The organism is Chloroflexus sp., assembly GCF_034434295.1.
In the GTDB taxonomy this organism is placed as follows: domain Bacteria; phylum Chloroflexota; class Chloroflexia; order Chloroflexales; family Chloroflexaceae; genus Chloroflexus.
This window is the reverse complement of record NZ_DAOTZQ010000025.1, coordinates 40,712-65,121: the sequence shown is the minus strand read 5'-3', so window position 1 is coordinate 65,121 and position 24,410 is coordinate 40,712. Positions and strand designations below refer to the sequence as shown.

Here is a 24,410-nt window from a genome sequence, read left to right as displayed (position 1 = left end):
GCTGAAAAGAGAGTGTGATGATAGCGGAACGATCCTTATAGTGCACAATGACGTGATCGCATTCCACTCTGCGCCGGGGCAGAGCCTTTACGTTTCGTTGAGGTGTATCGTCTTCATCAGGTCATTATTCACAATCAGTCAACAACCCTGGCAAGGCACCAAAAGCATGGTTCGTTCTCACTTCATTCACGTCAGCCTTCTGCTTGCCTGTTGCACCCTTGTGATCACCATTATTGTTGGCTCGTCCGTATCGCTGATTGCCGCCCCGGCCAAACCACAGGTTTCCCTCAGCCAGGCCCAAACCTATGATCTTCACATTACTGCCGGAACTACGATCAACTGGTTCAATGCCGATTCAGTGCCGCATCGTCTCCGCGCAGTTGATGGTAGCTGGGAAACGCCGGTGATCGCACCCGGCGAACAGATCAATCAACCTTTCACGACAGCCGGCTTATCGGCATTTCTGTGCGATTTCGATCCCGATATGCGTGGCACCCTTGTTGTGCAGTCCACCCACGCTGTCTTTGTCCCGATTGTGGCGAATACCACCGTCGAACGCTGGTCTAACCCGGCAACGTGGGGTGGCCGGGTACCCCAGGCCGGGGATGCCGTGACCATCCCGGCAGGCAAGGTGGTGCTCCTTGATATCAGCCCGCCGCCGTTGCAAAGCCTGTTGATTGAAGGTGAATTACGCTTTGATCGGCAAAACCTCGATCTCACTGTAGGATGGATCATGCTGCACGGTCGCGGACGGCTACAGATCGGTACGCCGACGGAACCGTTTACCCAGCGGGCAACTATTACCCTGACTGCGGCAAATCTGGATGAAGATGTGATGGGTATGGGAACCCGTGGCATTCTGCTGATGGGCGGAACGTTTGAAGCCTATGGCCAAACCCCAAATCGCACCTGGACACGACTGAACGATCACGCCGCTGCCGGAAGCACAACCCTCATCCTTGCCGAGCCGGTCAACTGGCAGACCGGCGATCAGATCGTGATTGCGCCGACCGACTTCTACGGTGTGGCGGAAACTGAACGGTTGACCGTACAGGCGGTGAATGAAACGCAGATAGCGCTGACGACGCCGTTGCAGAAGGAGCGTTGGGGCCGGTTGCAGTATGTCAGTCGTACCGGAATGACGTTGACGCCAACGACGGAAGTAACCCCGCTGGTACTCGATGAACGGGCAGAGGTGGGCGTGCTCTCGCGGCGGATCGTGATCCAGGGTGCCGATGATGAGCGCTGGCGCAATGACCGTTTTGGTGCGCACATTATGGTGATGGGAGACGGGGTCCTGCGCCTCGACGGGGTTGAACTGCGGCGAATGGGTCAGGGGGGCCGGATTGGGCGTTACCCAATCCACTTCCATATGCTCTCGTATGCGGCAGATGGGAGTCTGATCGGGGATGCCACTCAGCAATTGGTCGCGAATTCCAGCATCTGGAACTCAGCTAACCGCTGTATCACCATTCACGGTACCAACGGCACCACCATTCGCAACAATATCTGTTACGACATTGCTGGACACGCGATCTTCATTGAGGATGCCGTTGAGCGCCGTAACCTGATCGAGAACAACCTGGTCTTGAAGGTGCGTCAGCCACCGGTACCGCTGTTGAACCACGACCGTGAAGCATTTCGCCGTGGCCCATCCGGTTTCTGGATCACCAACCCCGACAACATTGTGCACGGGAATGTCGCAGCAGACGCAGCCGGCAATGGCTTCTGGCTGGCTTTTCCCGAAAGTCCACTCGGATTAAATAAACAGGTACCTATCCGCCCCGCCAATACGCAGTTGGGCATCTTCAGTCACAACGTTGCCCACTCGAACGGCAAGCCTGGCATTAATCTCGACTTTGCCCCTATTGATGACGCGGGCAATACGCACGAGAAAAGGTACATACCAACCAGTGATGAAGGGCCAGATCGGTACAACAACAATCGAGTACGCTTTACTATGAGTGACATCACAACGTACAAAAACAATGATAACGGTTTGTGGAATCGAACCTCCTGGCCCGACTATATTCGCTTCATCTCAGCCGATAATTCCGGGATGTTTTTTGCCGGCGCCGGCGATGATGGCAACATTCGCGACTCGCTCATCGTCGGCGTGAGCCTGAACAATCGAACGCCAACACCGATCCGCGATCAACCGAATGCGGCGGTAGCCAGCTATCACAGCACCTTCGACATCTTCGACAACGTGATTGTCAATTTTGCGCTTTCCCCTCGTCTCGACCGGGCAAGCGGCGCTTTTGCCACCAACGACTACTATATCCGTCCGGTTGATCGGGGGCTGGTACGCAATCCCAACAACATCCTGATCAACAGCCATCCGGGTCGCCGAGTCATTTCACCCAATATCAACACCCCGGTCGGCAATGCAGCCATTGCCGGCGCACTTTGGGACCCCCACGGTTACTGGGGGCCGGCAGGGAACTACTGGGTGTACGATATTCGCTTCCTGACCGCAGGCAAAACCTGCGTGCCGGTCAGCGGTGAAGATCATACAAAGAATTGCAACGGGCCATACTTTGGTATCTTCGGCTTCAGAGTAGATGGAAGTCCTCTCTTCGAGCCGAGAATGCCGCTTACCATCTCCCGACTTGATGCCGGCAACCAGATCATCGATCAGTGGATCGTCGAGGATGGCAGCGGAGGTAGTCGCAATACGTTCAACATCGTGGCCCATATGCGCCACTTCGCTGCTGTGCCCGACGGTCGCTATCGGATTGAGTTTCGCGATGCGGTAACAGCACTGCCTCCCCCAACGCAAGAGGTCAAACTTAACCTTTCTAACATGCACACGACAGCGGACAAATTGATTCTGGCCGTGCCATTCAGCGGGAGCCGGACTGTGCAGGCGTATCTCACCACCCGCGAATTGTATTGGGATGTGCAGCAGTTGGGGACGCCGGTACGTCATCTGACACAAGTGCATTCGTTCGCTTCCCTGCTCACAACCGACAACAGCTTCTGGCAAGACAACGCCAGCAATCAGGTGTGGGTTAATGTAAGCGGTGGGCTGGCATTGCCAGGGGGTGAACCGACCAATCCCTTGTCGGATGAAGCGCTGTATCGGGTAACGTACCTGCGCATCTTCGCGCCGTAGTTGCAGCAGGTGATGAGAGGTTCGGCTGCTTAGCGAACCTCTCGCACTACTACCCACACGGATGGTAACGTCAGACAGGCGTGATCTGCCCGCACGGTGCTCCCGCGACCGATGGGAAAACCGTTACAAACCACTCCTGATCGTGAGCATGGCTGGTGCGGCAGCATGGCTGCCGCACTCCACATTGTGCGTCACATCCAACCTGTCTGGCAATGGTATCCTCGCCGAAGCATGATCCTACTGCGTATGGAGCGGAAACGCTGGTACTGAGCAACCGTGATCGGGGGTGGTGGCAGGGTAATTGTCGGATCACACATTATGAACACTATTACACCAGATGTGTTGTGACCCGCCCGCACAGATCCATCAGATAGTCACCAGGAGACAGTGACCATCACATTCAGGCGGTCAAGCGCCACACCGGCATAACGGCTATTCCTGATATATTCGATAGTCGGTGTCACCGGCTGACCGGCAACGGTCATGGTGATCTCTTCACCGACAGTTTCGGGCAAGAGGAAGCGCACATAGGCAGTGCGACCACTCCCGGTGACGTACAACTGCATCCCTCGATCATCGCGTTGCCAGCGATAGGCGACATAACCATCAGATGCCGGATAGCGGGCGACCACTTCAACCCGGGTGATGGCCGACTCGACAGGCCAGCGCGGGCTAATGATCGCGTCATCGTAGCGGCTGGCCTCATCAACAATGCCGGCCAGCCCTTCAAACAGTGCCCCTAGCATTGCGCTGGCACCCCAACCATCAGTAGGAATCGTATCAGGACCGGAAATACCGGGCCGACCGTCGGGGTAGTACCACAAATACGACGCATTTGTCAGCCGGAGCAAACTGGCGTAACGACGCAGAATATCGAGGCCATACGGCTCGAAGCCGAAGGTAAAGGCGCCACGGGCCAGCTCACCACCTACCAATGGCATAATCCCGCCGTTCACGTACTCACCAGGTTGTTCGCCTTTACCACCCGCCATCCCGAAACTACCTGCCGGGAACGGCGGATCGATACTGTACCACTCGGCGAAGGCACGATTGAAGTCACGGCGGGCATAATAACTCTCGACAATGGCCTGAGCCTGACCAACGGAGAGCACGCGCCGGTTGAGCGCATAGGCATTGGAGAGACTGATCTGATTTGACGCATCCACACCAACCGGAGCGAAGGTGTGGTCCTCTGGCACAAAATGGGTAAAGAAGCGCCCATTCCAGGCCAGATCGTTCAGCCGCTGCATGATCTCATCAGAGAGCTGAAAATAGCGTTCGACCCGTGACTGTTCGCCGACCCGCTGTTCGATACGGGCCAGCAACATCAGGGCATAAGCCAACCCGGTATTATCGCCGTGGAAGGTACCCCAAATCGTATCGGGCGTGATCCAATGGCGTGGCGCCGGTTTTCCATCGGGGCTGATTGTGGTGGGGCCATAGGCAAAATCCCACATGTCAATCGTATAGGGACGGCGTACCAGACCCCGGTCGGCATTCCAACGCAGAGGATTGGTGGTGATGTAGTCGACTGCCCGGCGCAGCGCCGGCAAATGACTACGCAACCATTCATCATCGCCAGTCATCTGCCAGGCTTCGTATACGCCCTGAATGTAGAGAAACTCGACATCCGCCTCCACCTCTTTGCGGAACGCCTGCACATAGCGGTCGGGATAATCGATCACATCAGGGAGGCTACCATCGGGTAACTGCGCATCACGAAAAGCGTCAAGCAGGCTGGTGACATCATGCTCGAAATAGCGAAAACCACGCCCCTGATAGACGTGATCACGTAGCCAGAGCAATGGGTTATCGGGCGAACGATACCCACTAATAAGACGACCGTTCAGTTCATAGCTCACCCGCGCCTCGGCCATGAGCCGCCGAATACGCGGGTACAACGAGTCGATGTCACTTTGCCCGCTGATCAATCTGGTCTGGGCGTCAAGGGTGACAATCTGACTGCGAGCACCGGCCAGCCTGCCATTGATCAGAGCTACCGCCCACTGCGGCCCCAACGCACCTCCTGCCGGCAATACTATTTCACCCACACCGTCCACAATGGTGGTCTGCCCTTGCGCACTCAGACGCGCTTTGGCATCGTAGAGCTGAACATCAACCACACCACTGTAATCAGGAACCTGTACTGTGATAGGAATGGGTTGTAGTGGCTGAACCATTGTCGCGGATTTGGCTACCGTTAGCGAGGCACGTTGTGACGCAGGAGCCAATTCAACGACCGCCGCAGGTATCTGTTCACGCCAGTTCGTCGGTAGCAGCTCGGCGACTGCACCGCCATTTTCGAGGGCCACAATTTTGATGGTGGCAAAGTACTGGACCAGCGCATCATCAACCCAGCGTGGTTCGCTTAAGGGAAGTCCAACTCGCATACCACCTGCTGCCTGCCATGCGCTACGGAATGGCTCGGTAATCGTTTCAGGGGCCGACTCAGGCGTTGAACTGCAACTGATGAGTACTGTGATGATCAGGAACCAGAGTAGATGTCGTTTCATAACAGGCATTATAGCGGAATCTGGCAAACGTCACGCATGCGCGATAGAACGGCAGCGAGTGTCATCCAAAGTGATGAACCCGTTTCAAACCGGCGAAGTTTCGGCGACATGGCCCGGTATCACCCTGATCCGCAGAGCGAACAGTGCAACGCAGGACGGGCATCGATCACGGTACAGACGGAGGCATAGCCCCCGCACTCCAAACACTGCAACACAGGTATCGCGGAACGTAAACAGTTTCCAATACAGTGCATCATTTTAATACAGCATGGACGAATGTCCTGGAAGTTATCTCATTAGTCACCTACAGACTACACAATCGTAACGAGCACACATAGCATCTCCGTGCCCAGCAGGGTACACACTACGACGCACGCCTGACCCAAAGCAAGGCTGGTGCGGCAGCATGGCTGCCGTACTCCACACGATGCGACACAACCAATCTGGAAGTAACGAAAGCATGATCCGCGGTTCACGCAGCATTCTGGTGCGCACTTGCGTGATGTATCGCTGTGCGGGGGTAGGGACGACGCATGCGTCGCCCCTACCGGTTGCTTGCCATCGTAGCGGGTTGCGACATACCAGAATGACCGACAGACGCCGTGATCGTGACACGCACACATAGCATCTCCGTGCCCAGCAGGGTACACACTACGACGTGCGCCTGACCCGAAGCAAGGCTGGTGCGGCAGCATGGCTGCCGTACTCCACACGATGCGACACGCGCATGATGGGCGAGCAAGGCAATCAATCCAGCGCGTGATGGCACCAGAGATGGTCACCGGCGCTACTCACTGCCATACCGACGTGCCGGGAGCAGGAAAGCAGGCTTTGATGATTAACAAGCGTTCGTGAACCTGGATGACAGTCTGGGAGGACGATAGCACAGCTTTATGAAACAGTTCTACCATCGATAAGTCGGATGATCGGTCATTGGAACGCACGGCGCCCTCTCAAAAACCCTATTCATACACTTTCCCCCTTGCAGCGAGCATTGCTCTGGCGTATACTGGTGGCACTACGTCAAACAAATCGGTCATACCGCAGACCTGCAATCTATCAGATCGCACAACAATCCCGTCTCCCCTTTGCACAATGCCAGATGAACAAGGAGCCAGTATGTCGCGTCTACCCGTGATCTTCATCCCCGGCTTCACCGGTTCGTTCAACCTGCCGGTCCTGCTCGATTGGCGCGGTCCAACGTTAAATGGATGGAACTTTCCGCCATTTGTTGATTACGGGAAGACCTTCTTGCAAACCTTCACGCAGGCCGGCTATCGCCGTAATCGTGATCTCTTCGTGGCATTCTACGACTGGCGCAAACCGGTTGAAGAGAGCGCCCGTCGCTACCTGGTGGGATGGATCGACAGGGCAAAGAAAGCAGCAAATGCCAGCAAGGTTATCATCATCGGTCATAGCATGGGAGGTTTAGTTGCCCGCAGCTACATTCAGTCACCGGAATACCCTGCACGTAATGATGTAGCGCACTTGATCACACTCGGCACCCCGCACCGCGGTTCGGCAGAAGCCTACACCGCCTGGGCCGGTGCAGAACCACACGCCGATGAGACGCTGCGCACCGTTTTCGCCGTCTACCTGTGGTATTTGCGCCATATCCACCCCATCCAGACCGAACTCGATAAGGTGAAGACGATCCACACGCAAGTACCCGGTGTGCGCGATTTGTTGCCGGTGGAAGACTATCTGTTGAGTGGCAACCCTCCGCAATTCAAACCGCTGAGCAGTATGGTCTCCCGTAATGTGTGGGGAGAGATGGCGAATCAGGTTACGGCAATTACTACGCTGACGCAGCGTGTTCCGGTGACCACCATTACTGGTGTCGGTTTTAATACGCTGAACACTATTCTGGTTGGGCCACCTCCAGACGATCATCCACTGCGCTATGCCGACGGTGTCCCGCTTCAGCGCCACTACGATGCGCAGGGCGACGGCACTGTACTCCAACGCATGGCGACTGTGCCCCAGGCCAACAATCTCCCTGCAATTACGGTGAGCCACGGTGCGCTACCCGATAGTCCCCAAGCCCTGTCCTTAATCTTCCGAGAGCTGGGCATTGCCCCCGACGTATTAGGTGCCGCTCCCACCGCCGCACCATCCCCCACCCCACGCCTGATCATTATGACAGCTTCGCCGGTTGAGGTAGAGGTTGAGGTACCAGCCGGTCAACCACTGGCACCGGCAGGCGTGTTAGGTGCCGGCGAAAAACGCGCAGCCCGTCGCCGCCGGGTACGAGCACGGAATTATGGGCATACGGGCAAGGCACTCAATCTGGTCGTTATCGACAATCCAACCGCCGGTGATTATCGATTGATGTTACACGGTACCGACTATGGACACGTTGCGATTGGCGCAATGCTCACCGGTACAGGCGAACCGCCAGTGTTGGGTGGGGTTGGTTCAACAGCAGCGGCTGAACCAATGATCACTACCATCGAGAGTGAGGTTGCCCCCACCACCGCTCTCTTCTATACCTGCACCATCTTGAGCACCTCTGACACCCCCCAACTCCAGTTTGATGCCCGCAGCACGATGGCTGCGGCGGTAGACAGGCTCGGTATGGCGATGAGTGAACGCGGAGGCGTGTTGGGTGCCGCCCCCATCGGTGATGACCGACTGCGCAGTGTCCTCAGCGGCGAGCCAGCAGCAGTAGAGGCAATCATGGCTCTACCGCCAATTGAGCGCCATCGAGCCATAGATCAGTTGATCGAGCTGTGCAAAGACATGGTTGGCGATGACCGTGAGCGGGCATTAGGGATGATCACTGCCTTGGCTCAGGTGCGCAACGAGATTAGTCGTTAGCGCAAGTGAAGTCGCTTGCCGGTATCGGGGCATACCCGCACTCATCCATCCCCTGCATCACGGTGGAACAGACTGGAAGAGTGCTACGCCCCACGCCTGATCGCGAACACGGCTGGTGCAGCAGATGGCTGCCGCACGCCAAACGACACGCCACGGGAACCCTGTCTGGTAACGGTACTCACGTCGAAACGTGATCCCACGCTGGGCGTAGCAGGAATGCTGACGCGGCGCATCTGCGGTGCAGGGAGAGAGCACGCACAGAATGCATAATGGCCGGTGCGACTGTATCTCGCTGCGTTATGATACAATCGCCCTGTAACGCGACACAATCCATGCAAGGCAGGAATACATGGTCGCTTCCTGTTGCATGAAAGGAGCTGAACTCATGGCTGAAGGTTATCGCATTGAACGCGACTCATTAGGCGAGATGCAGGTACCGGCTAATGCCCTCTACGGTGCCCAAACGCAGCGTGCGGTGTTGAACTTCCCGGTGAGCGGGATGCGGCCTTACCCGGCCTTCGTCTGGGCCCAGACGATGATCAAACGGGCCGCGGCTGAAGTTAATCGCGACCTTGGTCTACTTGAGCCGCAGATCGCCAATGCCATTATTCAGGCCGCCGAAGAAGTCCTGGCCGGCCAGCACGCCGATCAGTTCGTCGTTGATCCATTTCAGGCCGGCGCCGGTACGTCTCACAACATGAACGTCAACGAAGTGCTGGCAAACCGGGCTAACCAGATTTTGGGCTACAGCCTCGACGATCCGAAGAAACCGGTCAGCCCGAATGACCACGTCAATATGGCACAATCGACAAACGATACCATTCCAACCGCAATCCGATTGGGTTGTTTGTGGCGTCTACCCGAACTACTCGCCGCTATTGATGACCTCGCCAATGCACTTGAACAAAAAGCGATTGAATTTGACGATGTCGTCAAATCGGGGCGCACCCACCTGCAAGATGCCGTGCCGGTACGGCTCGGCCAGGAGTTCGGTGCATACGCCAAGGCTGTGCGCAACGACATGGAGCGCATCGTCACTGCCGCCAATCGTCTCCGTCGGCTAGGCATCGGCGGCACAGCCACCGGCACCGGTCTCAATGCGCACCCGGAATACCACAGCCGCATGGTCGCCAAACTCAGTGAACTCACCGGCCATGAACTTGTCTCGTCGGGGAATCTGTTCGAGTCGATGCAAAGCATGGCCGATCCCGCCGATTTCTCAGCCAGCCTGCGCACCCTCTGCATCACGCTGGGTCGCATCGCCAATGACTTCCGGCTCCTCTCTTCCGGCCCGGCGACCGGTCTCGACGAAATCCGGCTACCTGCCGTACAGCCCGGTTCCTCGATTATGCCAGGCAAAGTCAATCCGGTGTTGGCCGAAATGCTGAACATGGCCTGCTATCATGTACAGGGTTGTGACCTGACTGTAGCTCTGGCGGCACAGGCCGGTCAGCTTGAACTGAACGTGATGATGCCAATCATTGCGCACAACCTGTTTGAGATGATGCATGTGCTGATCGGCGCAATCAATGCCTTCACGACGAAGTGTGTGGTTGGCATCACCGCCAATCGCGAGAAGGCGGCGGGCTGGCTGGCGAAGAATGCCATTCTGGTAACGGCTCTGAACCCCGTGATCGGATATCTGAACGGTGCAGCAGTCGCGAAAGAGGCGATGGCTACCGGCAAAACCATCAAAGAAGTGGTGGTTGAAAAGGGTCTCCTCACCGCCGAACAGGTCGATGAACTCCTCGATGTACGGAAGATGACCGAAGGCGGGATTCAGGGCATTGCCGCAGCCGGTTAAGGCGATCTGACCTGAACCAGAGATACAAGCGAGGGGTGGCCTGGAGCCGCCCCTCGCTACATTATGATCTGAAACACGGTGATTCTGACTCTTGTGATCGACGATGTACATCGTTCAGGCGTCATATTCGTACCGAAATGGCACCATCGGGCTTTTGGTCGGTCGTCGCAATGCGAGAGAGTTGGTTCAGCGCATCCGCGATCAAATGCGGTAACAGAGTGATGGCGTGTCATGATTTCTGCTGCACCAGATGTGAAAAGAAGACAACCACGCACCTTATCTCAACGCGCCGTTTCGACGAAGCCTGCCAATGCGCGTTTGGCCCGTTCGCGGTCGTGATAGGCTGCCTGAATCGTCGTCATCAGCTCCTCGGCAGAAAACGGTTTACGTAACACGGCATACGCACCACTGGCCGCCATTGCAGCGACCTGATCGGGTTCGATCTGGCCGGTGAACAAGATGATACTCGCCGTAGGATCGTAGGTGCGTAATACATTGAGGAGACTGATCCCATCAAGTTCAGGCATCACGACATCGGTCAAAACAATATCAAACTGATTGGCAGTATAGATGGCTACTGCCTCTGCACTGTGTGCGCAATAGGTCACTTGATGCCCCCCCTGTTCCAAAAGGGCAGTAAGTGTGCGGGCAGCAGCTTCATCATCATCAATCACCAGCATGCGCAGCGAGGGGATCGGGGCTGTGCTCGTTTCACTTTCCTCTTCTTGCACGATAGGGAGACGGATCGTCATCGTTGTCCCCTTTCCGACCTCACTCTCAACGTCAAAGTGGCCGTTGTGGTTTTTGATGATGCCATACGAAACGGCCAGACCCAGACCGGTACCCGATTGACTACCAGTGGTGTTCTTGGTGGTCACAAACGGCTGGAAAATCTGGCGGCGTACCGATTCAGGGATGCCGCAACCGGTATCAGTAACCTGCAAGGTAATCCATTCGTTATCCGAGGTCAGTGATACGGTTAGCGTTCCCCCCTGCGGTTTCATCGCATCACGTGCATTGGTGAGCAGATTCAAGAAGACCTGGGAAATCTGACCAGAATCACAGATAGTCGGTGGCACCATATCGATCTGGCGGACAACGCGAATGTTATTCTTACGGAGTTCTATCTCCATCAGAGTGAGCGTTCCATCAACAACTTCGCGCAGATCAGACAATTCACGACGCGAGTCGCGGCGGCGGGCAAAGGTGAGCAGGCTGCCGGTAATGCTGCGACCACGCTTACAGGTGTCGAGCACGACCTTCAAAGCCTCGTTCTTTATTTCAACATCATCGTCGGCCAGGCCAAGTTGCGCATACCCCAGCATTCCTGCAAGCAGATTGTTGAATTCGTGGGCAATACTGGCGGCAAATGTACCTACCGCAGCCAGCTTAGCCGAACGCCCCAGCTCGGTTTGCGATTCCTGCCAGCGACGAAAGAGGCGGGCATTCTGGATTACAGCAGTAGCGTGACGGGCAAACGCTGCCAGCAGACGCTGTTCGTCCTCTTTTAGCCCCCGTACCGTCTCAAATGCCAGACAAACGGCACCAAGTGGGGCTTGCTCACCGAGCAGCGGAAGCATAATCACTGCCTGCCATGTTGAACGTTCGGTCAAGGCAGCCACCGGCGCCAGCATCTGAACTTGCTGATTGGTGAAGAGTGTCACCCGCTTCTGCTCCAGGGCTGTCTCATAGGCTTGAGGTAGCGGTACCGGCTGCGGTCCAACCCCTTCAGTAGAGACGGGTAAATGGTGGGAAGCGACTAACTGAAGGTTACCCTGGTCATCATACAGGGTAACCCAGGCGCAATCGGCTTCCATCAGAGCACTCAATCGTTCACCCAACAGATTGAGCATTGTCGGCACATCACGACTAGTCATGAGTGCGACAATCAGGCTATGCAAATGCTCGGTCTGACGCGATAAAATGCGAAGGCGAGAATTAGCGGCTTGCAATTGCGTATCAGCAACGCGCAAGGCCTCTTCTAACCTGTACTGACGACGCAGGCTGATTTGAACCATCGCCAGCGGTGCTATCCCCAACGCAAAAGCCCAAACTTCCTGTTGCCAGAGAATAGCCAGCATCCCCCCTAGCGGAGCAAAGATCAGGGCATACCAGCCAGCGTCATCGATACGCCACCGCAGTGCCAGCAGAAAACGCTCATCAGTAACCGGAGAAGTCAGGCTGGCACTGGCCGCCCGTTCAATCGAATAGATCACAAATCCGCAGCCAATCAGGCCGATCAAAGCAAAAGGCGAGGCAATATCAGCACCAAAAGGATGCTGCTGCACAAATAGCATGAGTACCACACTGCCGGCGGTCAGGGCGATCCAGCGAATAGAGGCCAGCGCTAGCGCCTGCCACCACAGGGACTGACGCGCTAGAGCGCCAGCAACTGCCCCTATCGCAGTTGCCAGCAAAAAGAGAGGCCACGGCAACACGATCATGGCACTGATAAGCAAGCCCAGAGTTACGGCCAGTGGACGGTCATGCTGGCGCACAATTGTTAGCGCCTCAAAGAGGGTAAGTCCAAGGGCGAACAGAATGGTGGCCAGCCAGGCAGCCAGATCAAACGCTGCCGGCGGGGCCAACAGACTCGAAATGACGCCGACCAGCGCAGCAGCACTCCACAATCCGATCAGCGTACCACGCAAGGATAACGGAATGGTGTGCATGAAATGCTCTCCTCAACAGATGGCGAAATTGCCCGGGCAAGCGTGGAAAGCGGAAAGGTAACGGGGCAACTCCTCGTTTTATATCTCGTTTTATATGTTGTTCATCTGATGGTTCATGGTATGCCCTCTTTCACTCTGGCAAACGTACTCCCTGATCGGTGATAATCAGTAATCCATCACGCGCCAGATCGGTCACCAGCCCTTGCAACCAGTCCTTGTGGTCGGCAGTGAAATCGGGGCGTAAGCGTTGACCTAATTCGGCTAATGACAATACATCCCCAACCGGCAAGTCGCGTAGCACTGCAATAATACGCCCACGGTACCAGCGTCGCGAACCGACAAACGTCTCACCAGACCGCGACTCTGCCACCCGCTTCAGGGGGACTGACGACATCATCGTATTGACCAGATCGCCATCGGCAGCAATTGCATCGGCATAAGCCCGACAGTACTGACGTAGAGGGCAACGCCAGCACGCCGGATTGGAGGTTGTGCAAATCAGGGCACCCAATTCCATGATAGCCTGATTCCAAGTCCAGCCCTGCCCGGACGGCAGTAAGGTTTCAGCGTGAACCAGCAGCACTGCATCGGATAGAGTCGGGGGCAGGTCAGAACCGACACACAAGCGGCGTACAACGCGGCGAATGTTGGTATCGAGAAACACGACATCCTGCTCGAAAGCAAAACAGGCAATTGCACCGGCAGTGTAAGGGCCAATACCGGGCAATGTACGCAACACTGCCACCGAATCAGGTACTTTACCACCGTATTGTTCGACGATAATCTGCGCTGCACGTTGCAGATTCACTGCGCGCCGGTTATAGCCAAGACCAACCCACAACCGGATCACTTCAGCAGTTGGAGCGGAGGCCAGCGCTTTGAGGGTGGGAAAAGCAGCTAAAAAGGCATGATATTTTGGAATGACCCGATCAACTTGTGTTTGTTGAAGCATGATCTCGGCGACCATAATCGCGTATGGATCGCGAGTACGCCGCCATGGCAGATCGCGTGCGTTATCGGCAAACCATTCTAGCAGTGCGGTACGAAGAGCCGCCAGCGTCAGATTTCGATCAACGGTCATGTTTTACGATAGACATCAATGACATCGGGAATTCGATTAAGCTTTTCAATCAGTGGCGACAGTTGAGCCATTGATTGCAACGAAACCGTTACGTTCAACACAGTACGACCATTGGCCCAGCGCTTCCCCTGATTAATATCGGTAATGTTGATCCCGGCATCTGCGATCACATTTGAAATATCGCGCCACAAGCCAACCCGATCCCAGGCTTCAATACGCAACGGTACCGGGAACCATTGATTGGGACCAGAGGCATTCCCCCAACAGACCGGCATCAAGCGATTTCGTTCAGAGGTGCTCAGATTCTGAATCGTGCGACAATCGGTACGATGAACCGTCACCCCCCGACCACGAGTTGTAAAGCCAACGATTGGTTCACCGAACACCGGATTACAACAGCGCGCAAGGCGAGAAGCAATTTTGCCAGTGCCCTCAAGGTAGATTTCGCCGCTGGCACTGACTCGCGCCATGGGCTGGGTCGGTGCAGGGGGCGGCGGCGGCGAAGTCTCCTGGGCACCGAGCAATTTCTGCACCAACGCCCGTTCGTTCAGATCATCGACCCCAATTTGATAGAAGAGGTCTTCGACCGAACGTACTGTTGGCCCGGCCAGTTCCACCAGCTTCTCGAAACTGACCTGAGTCAGACCAAAGCGTTTCAGCTCTTTTTCGAGCATCTCGCGGCCAGCGACAATATTCTCCTCACGTTCGAGGCGACGGAAATAGCGCTTAATATGGTTGCGGGCCGAGGGTGTCTTCACAAAACGCAGCCAGTCACGGCTGGGGCCACGTTGATTCTTCGAGGTCAAAATCTCGACAATCTCACCATTCCGCAACTGATAATCAAGTGGCACCATGCGGTCGTTGACCTTAGCCCCGATACAACGGTGGCCAACCTCGGAGTGGATGCGATAGGCAAAATCGACCGGCGTTGAACCTTCAGGCAGATCGATAATCTTACCCTTCGGCGTAAAGACAAACACCCGCTCTTCAAATTCGGCGCGTAACATATCGACAAATTCGCGGTCGGTGGTTTCATTACGCCAGGAAATCAGCTCACGCAACCAGCGAATTTTGTTCTCGTAATCACGATCACTGCGCGAATTGAAGCCCTCTTTATAACGCCAGTGGGCAGCAATCCCGTGCTCGGCCTCTTCGTGCATCTTCGTCGAGCGAATCTGCACTTCACAGTGCAAGCCCTCCGGCAGGATCACAGTCGTATGGATGGAGCGGTAGGAACTCTCTTTGGGGGCAGCGATGTAATCATCGAACTCTTGCATTACTGGTGTCCAGTTCATCTTACCATGCACGACACCTAACGCCTGATAGCACGCCCCCACTTCGTTGTTGGGATCATCGACAATAATGCGCACGGCGAGCTGGTCGTAAATACGCTCAAGTGGCACCCCTTTGCGCTCCATCTTACGCCAGATCGAGTAGATATGCTTCGAGCGCCCGGTGACCTCTGCCTTAATACCTTCGCGGGCAAGCATCTCTTTCAATTGGGCAATGACCTTTTGCACGATACGGTCACGGGCCTCTTTGCGCATGGCCAGGCCACGGGCAATTTCCTGATAACGGTCGGGATGCAGCGTTTTGAATGCCAGATCCTCCAGCTCCGATTTCATCTGCCACATACCAAGCCGGTGGGCCAGAGGGGCATAGATTTCAAGGGTTTCCCGCGCCACCCGTTGCTGCTTTTGTGGCGGTGTGGCATGAATGGTGCGCATATTGTGGAGCCGGTCGGCCAGTTTGATCAAAACTACCCGCGGGTCGTCGGCTGACGCAATAATCAATTTTCGGTAGGTGCCGGCCTGTGCTTCTTCTTTACTCTTGCTCTCGTAACCGGAGAGTTTGGTCACCCCATCGACCAGGCTGGCAACTTGCTGCCCGAAAAATTGCTCGATCACTGAAATCGGAACAGCACTATCCTCCACCACGTCGTGCAAGAGGGCTGCGGCAATCGATTCGGTGTCAAGACGTAGATCGAGCAAGATGATGGCAACTTCAATTGGATGATCAATATACGGCTGGCCTGATTGCCGTCGCTGTCCCTCGTGGGCAACAGCAGCGAACGCATACGAGCGGCGGATCAGATCGAAATCGGCTGAGGAGAGATACTCGCGGTGGCGGGAAATCAGAGCTTCAACAGAAGGTGAATGATAGGCATTAATGAACGCTGTTTGAACCGACTCGAGTGATGCCTGACAACCACGACGTTGCTGTTGTTCAACGAGCGAGAGCATCACCGGGTGGTTGAGCAATTCAGCCGATAATGGCGATAAATCAGACATCACACTCGCATGCGTCGACGAAGTTAAGGTTAGTTCTGGCGAATGAGCGGTAATTGCTACATCATCCATAATCCGCTCCTATCCAGGCAGGCTATTCGCTGCCGTATTACGGCAGGGAATGGGCAGGCCGGATGTACTTGAAATGCCAATATGTATGATCTGAACACGACTTCGCCGCTACACGGATAATCTTGCAAAGACTATCTTGACTATCTGTTACGAAGTGATTCTTGATCAAAAACGCCCGGCGTGCAACGCCAGGCCGCGTCCTCCATAATCGACGATCATCCGCGATCGCGACATATATACCCTTTATTTATGTAGCATAACACCCGCAAGCAGCGATGTCAAGCTGCGTCATACCGCACGGGAATATCTTCATGTTTGGGTGAGCGCAAGTAGAAGTTATCTCATTCATTACTGCCAGACGACATGATCGTGACGCGAACACCCTGTATCTACGTAACCAGCAGGGTAAACAGTATACAGGCACCGGATCGTGAGCACAGCTGCTGCGGCAGCATGGCAGCCGGATTGCGCCGCAAGGTCGCCAGCATCAAATCCGGATCGTGAGCACAGCTGCTGCGGCAGCATGGCAGCCGCACTCCAAACGCCGCGACACGTGACTGACGAGCGGGCAAGGCAAGCCATCCAGCTCGTGCTGGCACCGGAGGTTGCCGTCAGCCCTCCTCATTGACATACCGGCAGACTGGGAGCAGGATAGACATCGTTGGTGATTGGCAAGCGTTCATGAGCATATGCGACAGGTTGGGAGCACGACCGCACAGCTTTGATGAGATAGGTTCTATAAGGTATCGAAAACCCTGAATATTCACACTTGATTGATGAAAGAATTTCGATCGTCATGTTTGTAACCCATCATCGCTTCACCACAGCCGCAGCGTAGGCTTGCAAAGCACTTCCTGCGGCACCGGTGATCGCCGGCCCGTGACCAAAACAGATTGTTGTACAGTCGTAGCGTGCCAGGCGCGAAATGCTGGTGATTTCGGTATTCAGGTCTTCGATAACTATTGGCAACTGCAAAGTCTTATCACGGTGCAGGACAGCATCAGCGACGAAGAGAGTCTTTTGCACGCGCCAGTACAGGCCGATTTGACCAGCGCTGTGACCAGGGATGTGAATCACCTGGAGACCTCCGGCCACGGGGATGATCTCGTTATCGGTGATTGGATGATCGACCTGTGCAGGTTGAATTGTTCGCGGCAAGATCATCCTGGCAAGGCTGAAAGCCAGGCGATTGAATAGGCCTGGCGAGCTATGCAGGGTTGGGCGTAGACATTGCCCCTGCGTAACCAGATCGGCATCAGCAGGATGCATCCAAATCTGCGCCTGCGTGTAACTTTGTAATAGCGCCAGATTACCGGCGTGGTCGACATGATGGTGAGTTACGATGATATGCCGCACCTCTGCCGGCGTGCGGCCCAGTGCTGTCAACCCGGCCAGCACACCGGTACCATGATCCGGATAACCGGTGTCGATCAGAGTCACACCGTCAGCCGTGAGTAAAAAGAACACGTTTACCGAAGCAAACGGCATTGGTAGAGTCAGTTCATACAAACCTGGAATAATCAGGCGTGGTGTTGACATAGAACCTCACAGTGAGCAGACCTATCAGACAGCGGTCATGCACTTTCCAGGTTACCGTTTCAGATAAGCTACTTCCGCATTGGCGCAATAACACAGTCTTCTTACCCATTCTGCGGATGAACACGATAGTTCTCAAGACATTTCAACTGTAGCTGTAGCCGGTATAGAGCATAAACATCAGCCTGTGCTACATTCCACTACTCGACAATGAATAAGTTGGTTTCATTACTTTATCTTTCGGAAGTTATCTCTTTACATTACTGACAAACTCATCAGTGACGAGCACACACAGCTTCCCCGTGACTAAATTAAGGTTACCAGCGTAACACGCGCCGGATCGTGAGCACGGCTGCTGCGGCAGCCAGGCTGCCGCACTCCAAACGCCGCGCCACGTGCATGACGAGCGGGCAAGGCAACCAACCCAACGAGTGATGGTACCGGAGATGATTATCAGTTCTCCTCGCTACCATACCGGTAGACTGAGAGCAGGAGATGCTGTCGTTGGTGATTGACAAGCGTTCATGAGCATATGCGACAGGTTGGAAGCACGACAGCACAGCCTTGATGAAACAAGTTCTAGTAAGCGACTCGTCATGAGACAACAGTGCGGAAGCACAACTTCCGCACTAAGAAAGCACTCTGGACAAGGAAGTCTCCGATCATGTATCAGTAATTTTCCAGCAGCCACTGGCGCCAACCGGCATCAAACTCTTCGTAGGTAATACCGAAGGCTTTTTGCAATGCTTTATCATAAAATTCGATACCGGTGCCAGGCGTATCACGCACGGCAGCGGCAAACCGCCAGAACCCATCAAGCCCACCCTGTGTCTCGACAATGTACGCAACCAGCGAATAGGCGAACCCGTAGGCCAGGCCACGATCAACTTCAAGTGTGGTCATATGATCCATATCCTGTGGACGAACACCACCGTTGGGATCAATCAGGGGAATAATGCGCCCCATTCGTACCGCAGCACTCACCGCATTCCGACGCGGATTGTTCGAGACATATTCAGCTAAACCTTCACTCATCCAATCAGTGATGCGATACTCCTGGGCAAATGCTCGCGTATACGCCCAGTGGGTCAATTCATGCACAATCGTACTGTAAAGTTCTTCTTCCCAGCCCACGTTCGGATCGTAGAAACCGAAGGCGTAGGAGAAGGGAGCAAAGATATCGATCCGATCATTCCGTGGCCGTGAGCCGGCGGAGTACCAGGCCAACGAGTTTGGATTGACGGGAGGTGTAATCCCGAAAATCGGGCGGATGTACACATTGAATTTGTTTTCCGGGGTACGACCCAGGGTATCGATCACTTGCTGTCGCGCCCGGACAACCATATCCTCGATAATCGTGTTGACTTCGGTAGCCCATTCGTAGGTATTGAGCGTGAAGTATTCGTTTTCGATCCGAACCTTCTCGCCAAGCTGCTCCTCGGTCGGCTCACTCATCACCCAACTACCATCTTCGATCTGGCGGAAGAGAATATCACGACGATAACCGCCGTCGTCAATTGCCGCTTGCCAGAAGCCATGATCACGCGGCTTGACATCGAGTACGCGCATCCGACCGAACCGGCTGCCGGCAAACGAAGACTCTTGAAAGGTGTTGAAACGCTCTTCGACCAGCCGACGGAACGGAGCATTCGTCTGATCAACGACCGAACGCAGGAGTTCGACATTATTGGTATTGTAGGCTTCCACATAGCCATCAAGTACCTGTTGGATAGCGGCTGCGACCACTTCCGGTGTTAATTCGGTTGCTACCGGTGTTGGCTCAGAAACCGATACACTTGTTGCCGGTGCTGCGGTTGGTACTGCCTCTGTTGCCGTTGGTGTTTGTGCTGATTGATTGGTACACGCAACCAGCATCAAAGCGATCAAGACGATAAACCATCCTGTCCTACGCATTATGACCCTCCCGAACAGAATCTGATGAATATACTTTATTGTACCGTGCTTCAGTTCACTTTAGAGTATAGTATTTCATAACTGTTGGCGATAGATTGTTAAGCTTTTATGGATCAAGACCTTATTCGCTGGCTCAGCTCACCAGAAGGGTGTACCGTACTGGATGATCTGGCAACACGTGACATACGTGAGGCGACCATCCTGAGTGAACTCAATCGACTGCGTCGTTCATTACTGGCGGCGCGAGCACGGGCTGCTATCGAGCAGGCATTGCTGCGGCGACGGGCAATCAGCAAATTCCCCCAGGCTGACCGGATGCTTTTTACTCGCGAGGCACTGGAACAGGCATCAGCAGCACCTGTGGCAGCACATCGTGCCCGGCGGCTGGTGCAGGTTGGCGACGTAGCCGATCTCGGTTGTGGGATTGGCGGTGACACCATTGCACTGGCCGATGCCGGAGCGCAGGTGATCGCTGTCGAGCGCGATCCAATCAGGTTGGCGCTGGCGCGGTTCAACGTTGAAGTGCTTGGGCTTGGTTCGCGAGTATCCTTTATTGAGCGCGATTTGCTACGCGAGCCGCCACCGTCAGCGGCGGCACTCTTCTGCGACCCGGCCCGGCGGAGTGGAGAACGCCGGCTGTTCGATCCTGATGATTTTCAGCCACCGCTCAGCCATGTATTGAGCTGGCGACAACGCACACCGGCTTTGGCGGTGAAATTAGCGCCGGGTATTCAACGTAGCGTCGTGCCGGAGGATGCAGAAGTAGAATTCGTGTCGCTTGATGGCGACTTGAAAGAGGCTGTGATCTGGTGTGGGCCATGTGCTACCACCAGTCGGCGTGCAACGGTGCTGGGTAGCGATGGATCAACGTCAACTATGATCGCTACTACAACGACAGCACCCTCATTAAGCTCACCATTAGCCGTACTCTACGAACCAGACCCGGCTGTGATCCGGGCGGGATTGGTGGCTGAACTGGCGCATCAACTCGGTGCGTATCAACTGGCACCCGATATTGCCTATCTCACCGCTCATACCGCCTTGCCAACCCCGTTTGCCCGCGCCTGGACCATCATCACCTGGATGCCGTTCCAACTCAAACGCCTGCGTGCATTAGTCCGCGAGCTTGATGCCGGTATTGTTACTGTGAAGAAGCGGGGATCGCCACTCGACACCGATAGCCTGGCCCGTCAGCTCAGTGGTTCGGGGCAACGACACCTGGTGGTTGTCCTCACCCAAATGCCCGATCGGCCAATCGCGATTATCTGTAGCGCAGATCGTTCAGATATGGTAACGTAGGGACAGAATTGTTTGACTCATCAGAAAGTTAGACAACATGAATCTCTCGCGCTCTACTCGCTATCGGGGACTGATCATCCTGATCGTGATCAACTTTATGATGTATGCCGGCTTCTTCATGGTCATTCCCCTGGTCTCGGTGCATTATGTGCAAACAATGGGTTTTGCAGCGGTAACGGTCGGGCTGGCGCTGGCACTTCGTCAACTTATCCAGCAGGGTGTTAGTGTGGGTGGCGGAGTATTGTCGGATCGATTTGGTGGGCGCGGCCTGATCACCGCCGGCGTCCTGGTACGGGCCGTTGGCTTCGCCAGCCTGGCCTTTGCCGACACGCCGCTACTGCTCTTCGGATCAATGTTGCTCTCGGCGCTTGGCGGTGCGCTCTTCGAGGCACCCAGTCGCGCCGGGATCGCTGCGCTGACCACGGAAGAAGAGCGGGCACGGGCTTTTTCCATCAACGGCGTCGGCGGTGGTCTTGGCATGGTGATTGGCCCGTTTCTCGGTGCATTGCTGCTCGACTACGGTTTCAGTGCCGTCGCGCTGGCTGCTGCCGCCTGTTTTGCTTTCATTGGCGCAATGACGCTGTTCCTGCCGCCGATTGAAACGGCGACCGACCGTAGCCGGCTCGGTTTCGGGCTTGGGCTGGCACTGCGTGATCGGCCATTCCTTGCCTTCACAGCCCTCCTGATGGGGTACTGGTTTATGTGGGTACAGTTGACGATCAGTTTGCCACTGGTAGGTGAACGACTGGCCAATGCTGCCGATGCTGTGCGCTGGATTTACGGCATTAATGCAGGAATGACCGTCATCTTGCAAATACCGGTCATTGGACTATTCGAGCGCTGGCTGCGTCCGCTTAGCATCTTAATCCTCGGCATTGCTCTGATGGCGTTTGGCCTGGGGATGGTTGCGCTGGCCGGCTCCTTCCCATTCCTTATTGGATGTGTCATCATCTTCACCTTTGGTACTCTCCTCGCCACACCGGCGCAGCAGAGCGTCACGGCGGCGTTGGCTGACAAGCGAGCACTCGGTTCGTATTTCGGGGTCAATGCGCTGGCCCTGGCAGTAGGTGGCGGACTGGGCAATCTGAGCGGCGGTATGTTGATCGATCTGGCCGCTGCATTCAATCTGCCCGCATTGCCCTGGATAGCGTTTGCCGGGATTGGATTCATTAGCGCCGTTGGGCTTACAATACTCGGCAACTACTTACAATTGCGCAGTGCAACAGCGCAACTGGTTGGCATTCATCGCTAACGTTAGGCGCCACAACCGCGTAGCCAGACGGTGCATTCAGAACAGACATGCAGACCACGAGGTACAATATCCGATGTATACATCGCGCTAACTAGAAAGGAAACAAGCCGTGCCCAACAATCGTTTTGCCTTCTTCAACGGCGAGATTGTCCCTATCGAGCAGGCACAGGTCAGTGTAATGACCAATGCGCTCAATTACGGTACCGGTTGCTTTGAAGGGATCCGCGGCTACTGGAATCCTGACCATCAACAGCTCTATGTCTTTTGTCTGCGTGAGCACATGGAGCGCCTCCACCGCTCGGCCCGTATCTTGATGATGAAATTATCTTACACTGTTGAAGAATTATGTCAAATTACAACTGAGCTGTTGCGACGAGAAGCCTTTCGTGAAGATGTCTACATCCGACCACTCCTCTACAAGAGCGATCCGGCCATTGCCGTGCAGTTGCACGGCCTGACCGACAGTTTCACAATGTTTGCTGTCGGGTTCGGACAATACCTGGCCGGTTCAGCGATCAAAGCCTGTATTTCATCGTGGCGACGGATCGACGACAACATCATTCCCTCGCGGGCCAAAGCCTGTGGCGCATACCTCAATTCGGCGCTGGCGAAGAGTGAGGCGTTGCTAAACGGTTACGATGAAGCCATTGTGCTGAGTAATGATGGTCATGTCGCCGAGGCATCGGCGGCGAACCTGTTTATCGTGCGAAATGGAGTGTTGATTACGCCACCGACCAGCGGTGATATTCTGGAAGGGATTACACGCCAGGTGGTGATGGAGTTAGCGCACAATCAGTTGGGCATTCCGGTGCGCGAGGCGCCAATTGACCGTACCGAACTCTATGTGGCCGAGGAAGCCTTCTTCTGTGGCACCGGTGCTGAGATCAAGCCAATTGTTGAGATCGACCGTCGCCCGATAGGTGACGGGACGGTTGGACCGATTGGGCGAATGCTGGTCAATCTCTACGCCGATGTGGTGCGTGGTCGGGTGAAGAAATACCAGCACTGGTGTACGCCAGTGTATGAACTGGCATAAATCGCTTCCCGGTTTCTTATCACTATAGCAGGTTATGAGATACAGCAGGGGCGGGTTGGGTAAACTTGCCCCTGTCGGTATGGATGAGACATTAATCATCGTGTGACCGGTAAAGCAAAGAGTAATACAGACGAGGTGAACTGATACCACCTCTTGCACAACGATGTGCATCGTTGAGATGCCATCCCCGTGCTACCCCATCATCGGTGCGCCGGTGGTGAGTCGTCAAAAACACCGGTGAGCCAGTTTAGGGCGTCTGCGTTCAGGTGCAGCACGCTTTCGTCAGGCTTAGAAGTGATCTGCGGCCCGTCCCCTCCCTCACCCGTCCTCAGTGGCGGCGGGCATTAACGGTTCAGGGCAGGTCAGCGCTTGCCAGACCAGGTGGTGGGCGAGCCGGAGACATGCGCTTCCAGGAGGCGGGCTAGTTTGTAGACACCGTGCCACCGCAATCAGGTGCTGGACGCTGATGCACAGGCAAGAACCTCTTGCAACAACACGTCTACGCGCAGGCATTGCATGCCTGGCTGACCGTCTCGATGATCGAAACGAGCACATCCAACTTCCCCGTGACCAGGACGGGTACCGGTGTGCCACGCGCCGGATCGAGAGCACGGCTGGCGCGGCAGCATGGCTGCCGCACTCCAAACGCCGCGCCACGTGCATGACGAGCGGGCAAGGCAACCTATCCCGCATGTGCTGGCACGGCTGGAGCGGCGCACTGCCACCGGGACAGCAGCAGGGCAGGTTATCGTTGGTACCTGACACGCGGTCATGCGCCTGTCGTCCATGCGCACGGGAGTACAGCGTGATGACAGACGTTCAAGCGCCCTGCTCCACACTTCGGCACAACGTCTCTCGCCGCCACAATGCCGCGTTCCGTCCGTGATGGGCACAGCTCACAGTACAACTGATCCCTGGCATAGTGCCCAACACAGCACCTATGGGATCATACTCGCTGATATGCACATGGTAAACACCATAAGGTTGTAGGTAATGCATAGCCCC

13 protein-coding genes are annotated in these 24,410 nt (G+C 55.4%); 7 read left to right on the top strand and 6 right to left on the bottom strand.

What is annotated here, in order from left to right; all coding sequences use genetic code 11:
- Nucleotides 1-166: 166 nt before the first annotated feature.
- Complete coding sequence (locus tag VAE57_RS04290; RefSeq protein WP_322820665.1) at nt 167-3,118, top strand: G8 domain-containing protein; 2,952 nt, start codon at nt 167-169, stop codon at nt 3,116-3,118.
- A gap of 374 nt (nt 3,119-3,492) precedes the next feature.
- Here VAE57_RS04290 and VAE57_RS04285 read toward each other — a convergent pair whose 3' ends face one another.
- The gene (locus tag VAE57_RS04285; RefSeq protein ID WP_322820664.1) at nt 3,493-5,631 is read right to left on the bottom strand and encodes a hypothetical protein; all 2,139 of its coding nucleotides are present in this window, start codon (nt 5,629-5,631) and stop codon (nt 3,493-3,495) included.
- Between the two features lie 1,119 nt (nt 5,632-6,750).
- Here VAE57_RS04285 and VAE57_RS04280 point away from each other — a divergent pair.
- Together VAE57_RS04280 and VAE57_RS04275 are read left to right on the top strand one after the other, a co-directional pair.
- Nucleotides 6,751-8,451, top strand: a complete 1,701-nt coding sequence (locus VAE57_RS04280; protein WP_322820663.1) for an esterase/lipase family protein — start codon at nt 6,751-6,753, stop codon at nt 8,449-8,451.
- Nucleotides 8,452-8,836: 385 nt separating this feature from the next.
- A complete protein-coding gene (locus tag VAE57_RS04275; RefSeq protein ID WP_322820662.1) occupies nt 8,837-10,255 on the top strand; it encodes an aspartate ammonia-lyase in 1,419 nt (472 codons plus the stop codon).
- Between the two features lie 281 nt (nt 10,256-10,536).
- Here VAE57_RS04275 and VAE57_RS04270 read toward each other — a convergent pair whose 3' ends face one another.
- The 5 genes from VAE57_RS04270 to VAE57_RS04250 all read right to left on the bottom strand — a co-directional run bounded on the left by VAE57_RS04270 (nt 10,537) and on the right by VAE57_RS04250 (nt 19,818).
- A complete protein-coding gene (locus tag VAE57_RS04270; RefSeq protein WP_322820661.1) occupies nt 10,537-12,927 on the bottom strand; it encodes an ATP-binding protein in 2,391 nt (796 codons plus the stop codon).
- Nucleotides 12,928-13,057: 130 nt separating this feature from the next.
- Nucleotides 13,058-14,008 (bottom strand): A/G-specific adenine glycosylase, encoded by a 951-nt coding sequence (locus VAE57_RS04265; protein ID WP_322820660.1) that lies wholly within the window; start codon nt 14,006-14,008, stop codon nt 13,058-13,060.
- Nucleotides 14,005-16,368, bottom strand: a complete 2,364-nt coding sequence (locus tag VAE57_RS04260) for a bifunctional (p)ppGpp synthetase/guanosine-3',5'-bis(diphosphate) 3'-pyrophosphohydrolase (protein WP_322820659.1) — start codon at nt 16,366-16,368, stop codon at nt 14,005-14,007. Before VAE57_RS04260 ends, VAE57_RS04265 begins: the two co-directional genes overlap by 4 nt.
- Nucleotides 16,369-17,178: 810 nt before the next feature.
- Nucleotides 17,179-17,907: an MBL fold metallo-hydrolase gene (locus tag VAE57_RS04255; protein ID WP_322820658.1), complete on the bottom strand. Its 729-nt coding sequence runs from the start codon at nt 17,905-17,907 to the stop codon at nt 17,179-17,181.
- Between the two features lie 666 nt (nt 17,908-18,573).
- The gene (locus VAE57_RS04250; RefSeq protein ID WP_322820657.1) at nt 18,574-19,818 is read right to left on the bottom strand and encodes a hypothetical protein; all 1,245 of its coding nucleotides are present in this window, start codon (nt 19,816-19,818) and stop codon (nt 18,574-18,576) included.
- Between the two features lie 108 nt (nt 19,819-19,926).
- On the opposite strand from VAE57_RS04250, the gene VAE57_RS04245 reads away from it, so the two are divergent.
- The 4 genes from VAE57_RS04245 to VAE57_RS04230 all read left to right on the top strand — a co-directional run bounded on the left by VAE57_RS04245 (nt 19,927) and on the right by VAE57_RS04230 (nt 24,167).
- Nucleotides 19,927-21,117 carry a THUMP-like domain-containing protein gene (locus VAE57_RS04245; RefSeq protein ID WP_322820656.1) on the top strand — a complete coding sequence of 397 codons (1,191 nt, stop codon included), beginning with the start codon at nt 19,927-19,929 and terminating at the stop codon, nt 21,115-21,117.
- Between the two features lie 37 nt (nt 21,118-21,154).
- Complete coding sequence (locus tag VAE57_RS04240) at nt 21,155-22,369, top strand: MFS transporter (RefSeq protein ID WP_322820655.1); 1,215 nt, start codon at nt 21,155-21,157, stop codon at nt 22,367-22,369.
- A 109-nt stretch (nt 22,370-22,478) separates the two neighbouring features.
- Entirely contained in the window at nt 22,479-23,405 is a 927-nt protein-coding gene (locus VAE57_RS04235) for a branched-chain amino acid transaminase (RefSeq protein ID WP_322820654.1), read from the top strand.
- Nucleotides 23,406-24,032: 627 nt separating this feature from the next.
- A complete protein-coding gene (locus VAE57_RS04230; RefSeq protein ID WP_322820653.1) occupies nt 24,033-24,167 on the top strand; it encodes a hypothetical protein in 135 nt (44 codons plus the stop codon).
- The last annotated feature ends 243 nt before the right edge of the window (nt 24,168-24,410 follow it).

What these genes read in the sequence shown, in the direction of transcription:
- VAE57_RS04290 (WP_322820665.1), top strand. Translation starts at nt 167, where the DNA reads ATGGTTCGTTCTCACTTCATTCACGTCAGCCTTCTGCTTGCCTGTTGC.
- VAE57_RS04285 (WP_322820664.1), bottom strand. Translation starts at nt 5,631, where the DNA reads ATGAAACGACATCTACTCTGGTTCCTGATCATCACAGTACTCATCAGT.
- VAE57_RS04280 (WP_322820663.1), top strand. Translation starts at nt 6,751, where the DNA reads ATGTCGCGTCTACCCGTGATCTTCATCCCCGGCTTCACCGGTTCGTTC.
- VAE57_RS04275 (WP_322820662.1), top strand. Translation starts at nt 8,837, where the DNA reads ATGGCTGAAGGTTATCGCATTGAACGCGACTCATTAGGCGAGATGCAG.
- VAE57_RS04270 (WP_322820661.1), bottom strand. Translation starts at nt 12,927, where the DNA reads ATGCACACCATTCCGTTATCCTTGCGTGGTACGCTGATCGGATTGTGG.
- VAE57_RS04265 (WP_322820660.1), bottom strand. Translation starts at nt 14,008, where the DNA reads ATGACCGTTGATCGAAATCTGACGCTGGCGGCTCTTCGTACCGCACTG.
- VAE57_RS04260 (WP_322820659.1), bottom strand. Translation starts at nt 16,368, where the DNA reads ATGGATGATGTAGCAATTACCGCTCATTCGCCAGAACTAACCTTAACT.
- VAE57_RS04255 (WP_322820658.1), bottom strand. Translation starts at nt 17,907, where the DNA reads ATGTCAACACCACGCCTGATTATTCCAGGTTTGTATGAACTGACTCTA.
- VAE57_RS04250 (WP_322820657.1), bottom strand. Translation starts at nt 19,818, where the DNA reads ATGCGTAGGACAGGATGGTTTATCGTCTTGATCGCTTTGATGCTGGTT.
- VAE57_RS04245 (WP_322820656.1), top strand. Translation starts at nt 19,927, where the DNA reads ATGGATCAAGACCTTATTCGCTGGCTCAGCTCACCAGAAGGGTGTACC.
- VAE57_RS04240 (WP_322820655.1), top strand. Translation starts at nt 21,155, where the DNA reads ATGAATCTCTCGCGCTCTACTCGCTATCGGGGACTGATCATCCTGATC.
- VAE57_RS04230 (WP_322820653.1), top strand. Translation starts at nt 24,033, where the DNA reads ATGGCTGCCGCACTCCAAACGCCGCGCCACGTGCATGACGAGCGGGCA.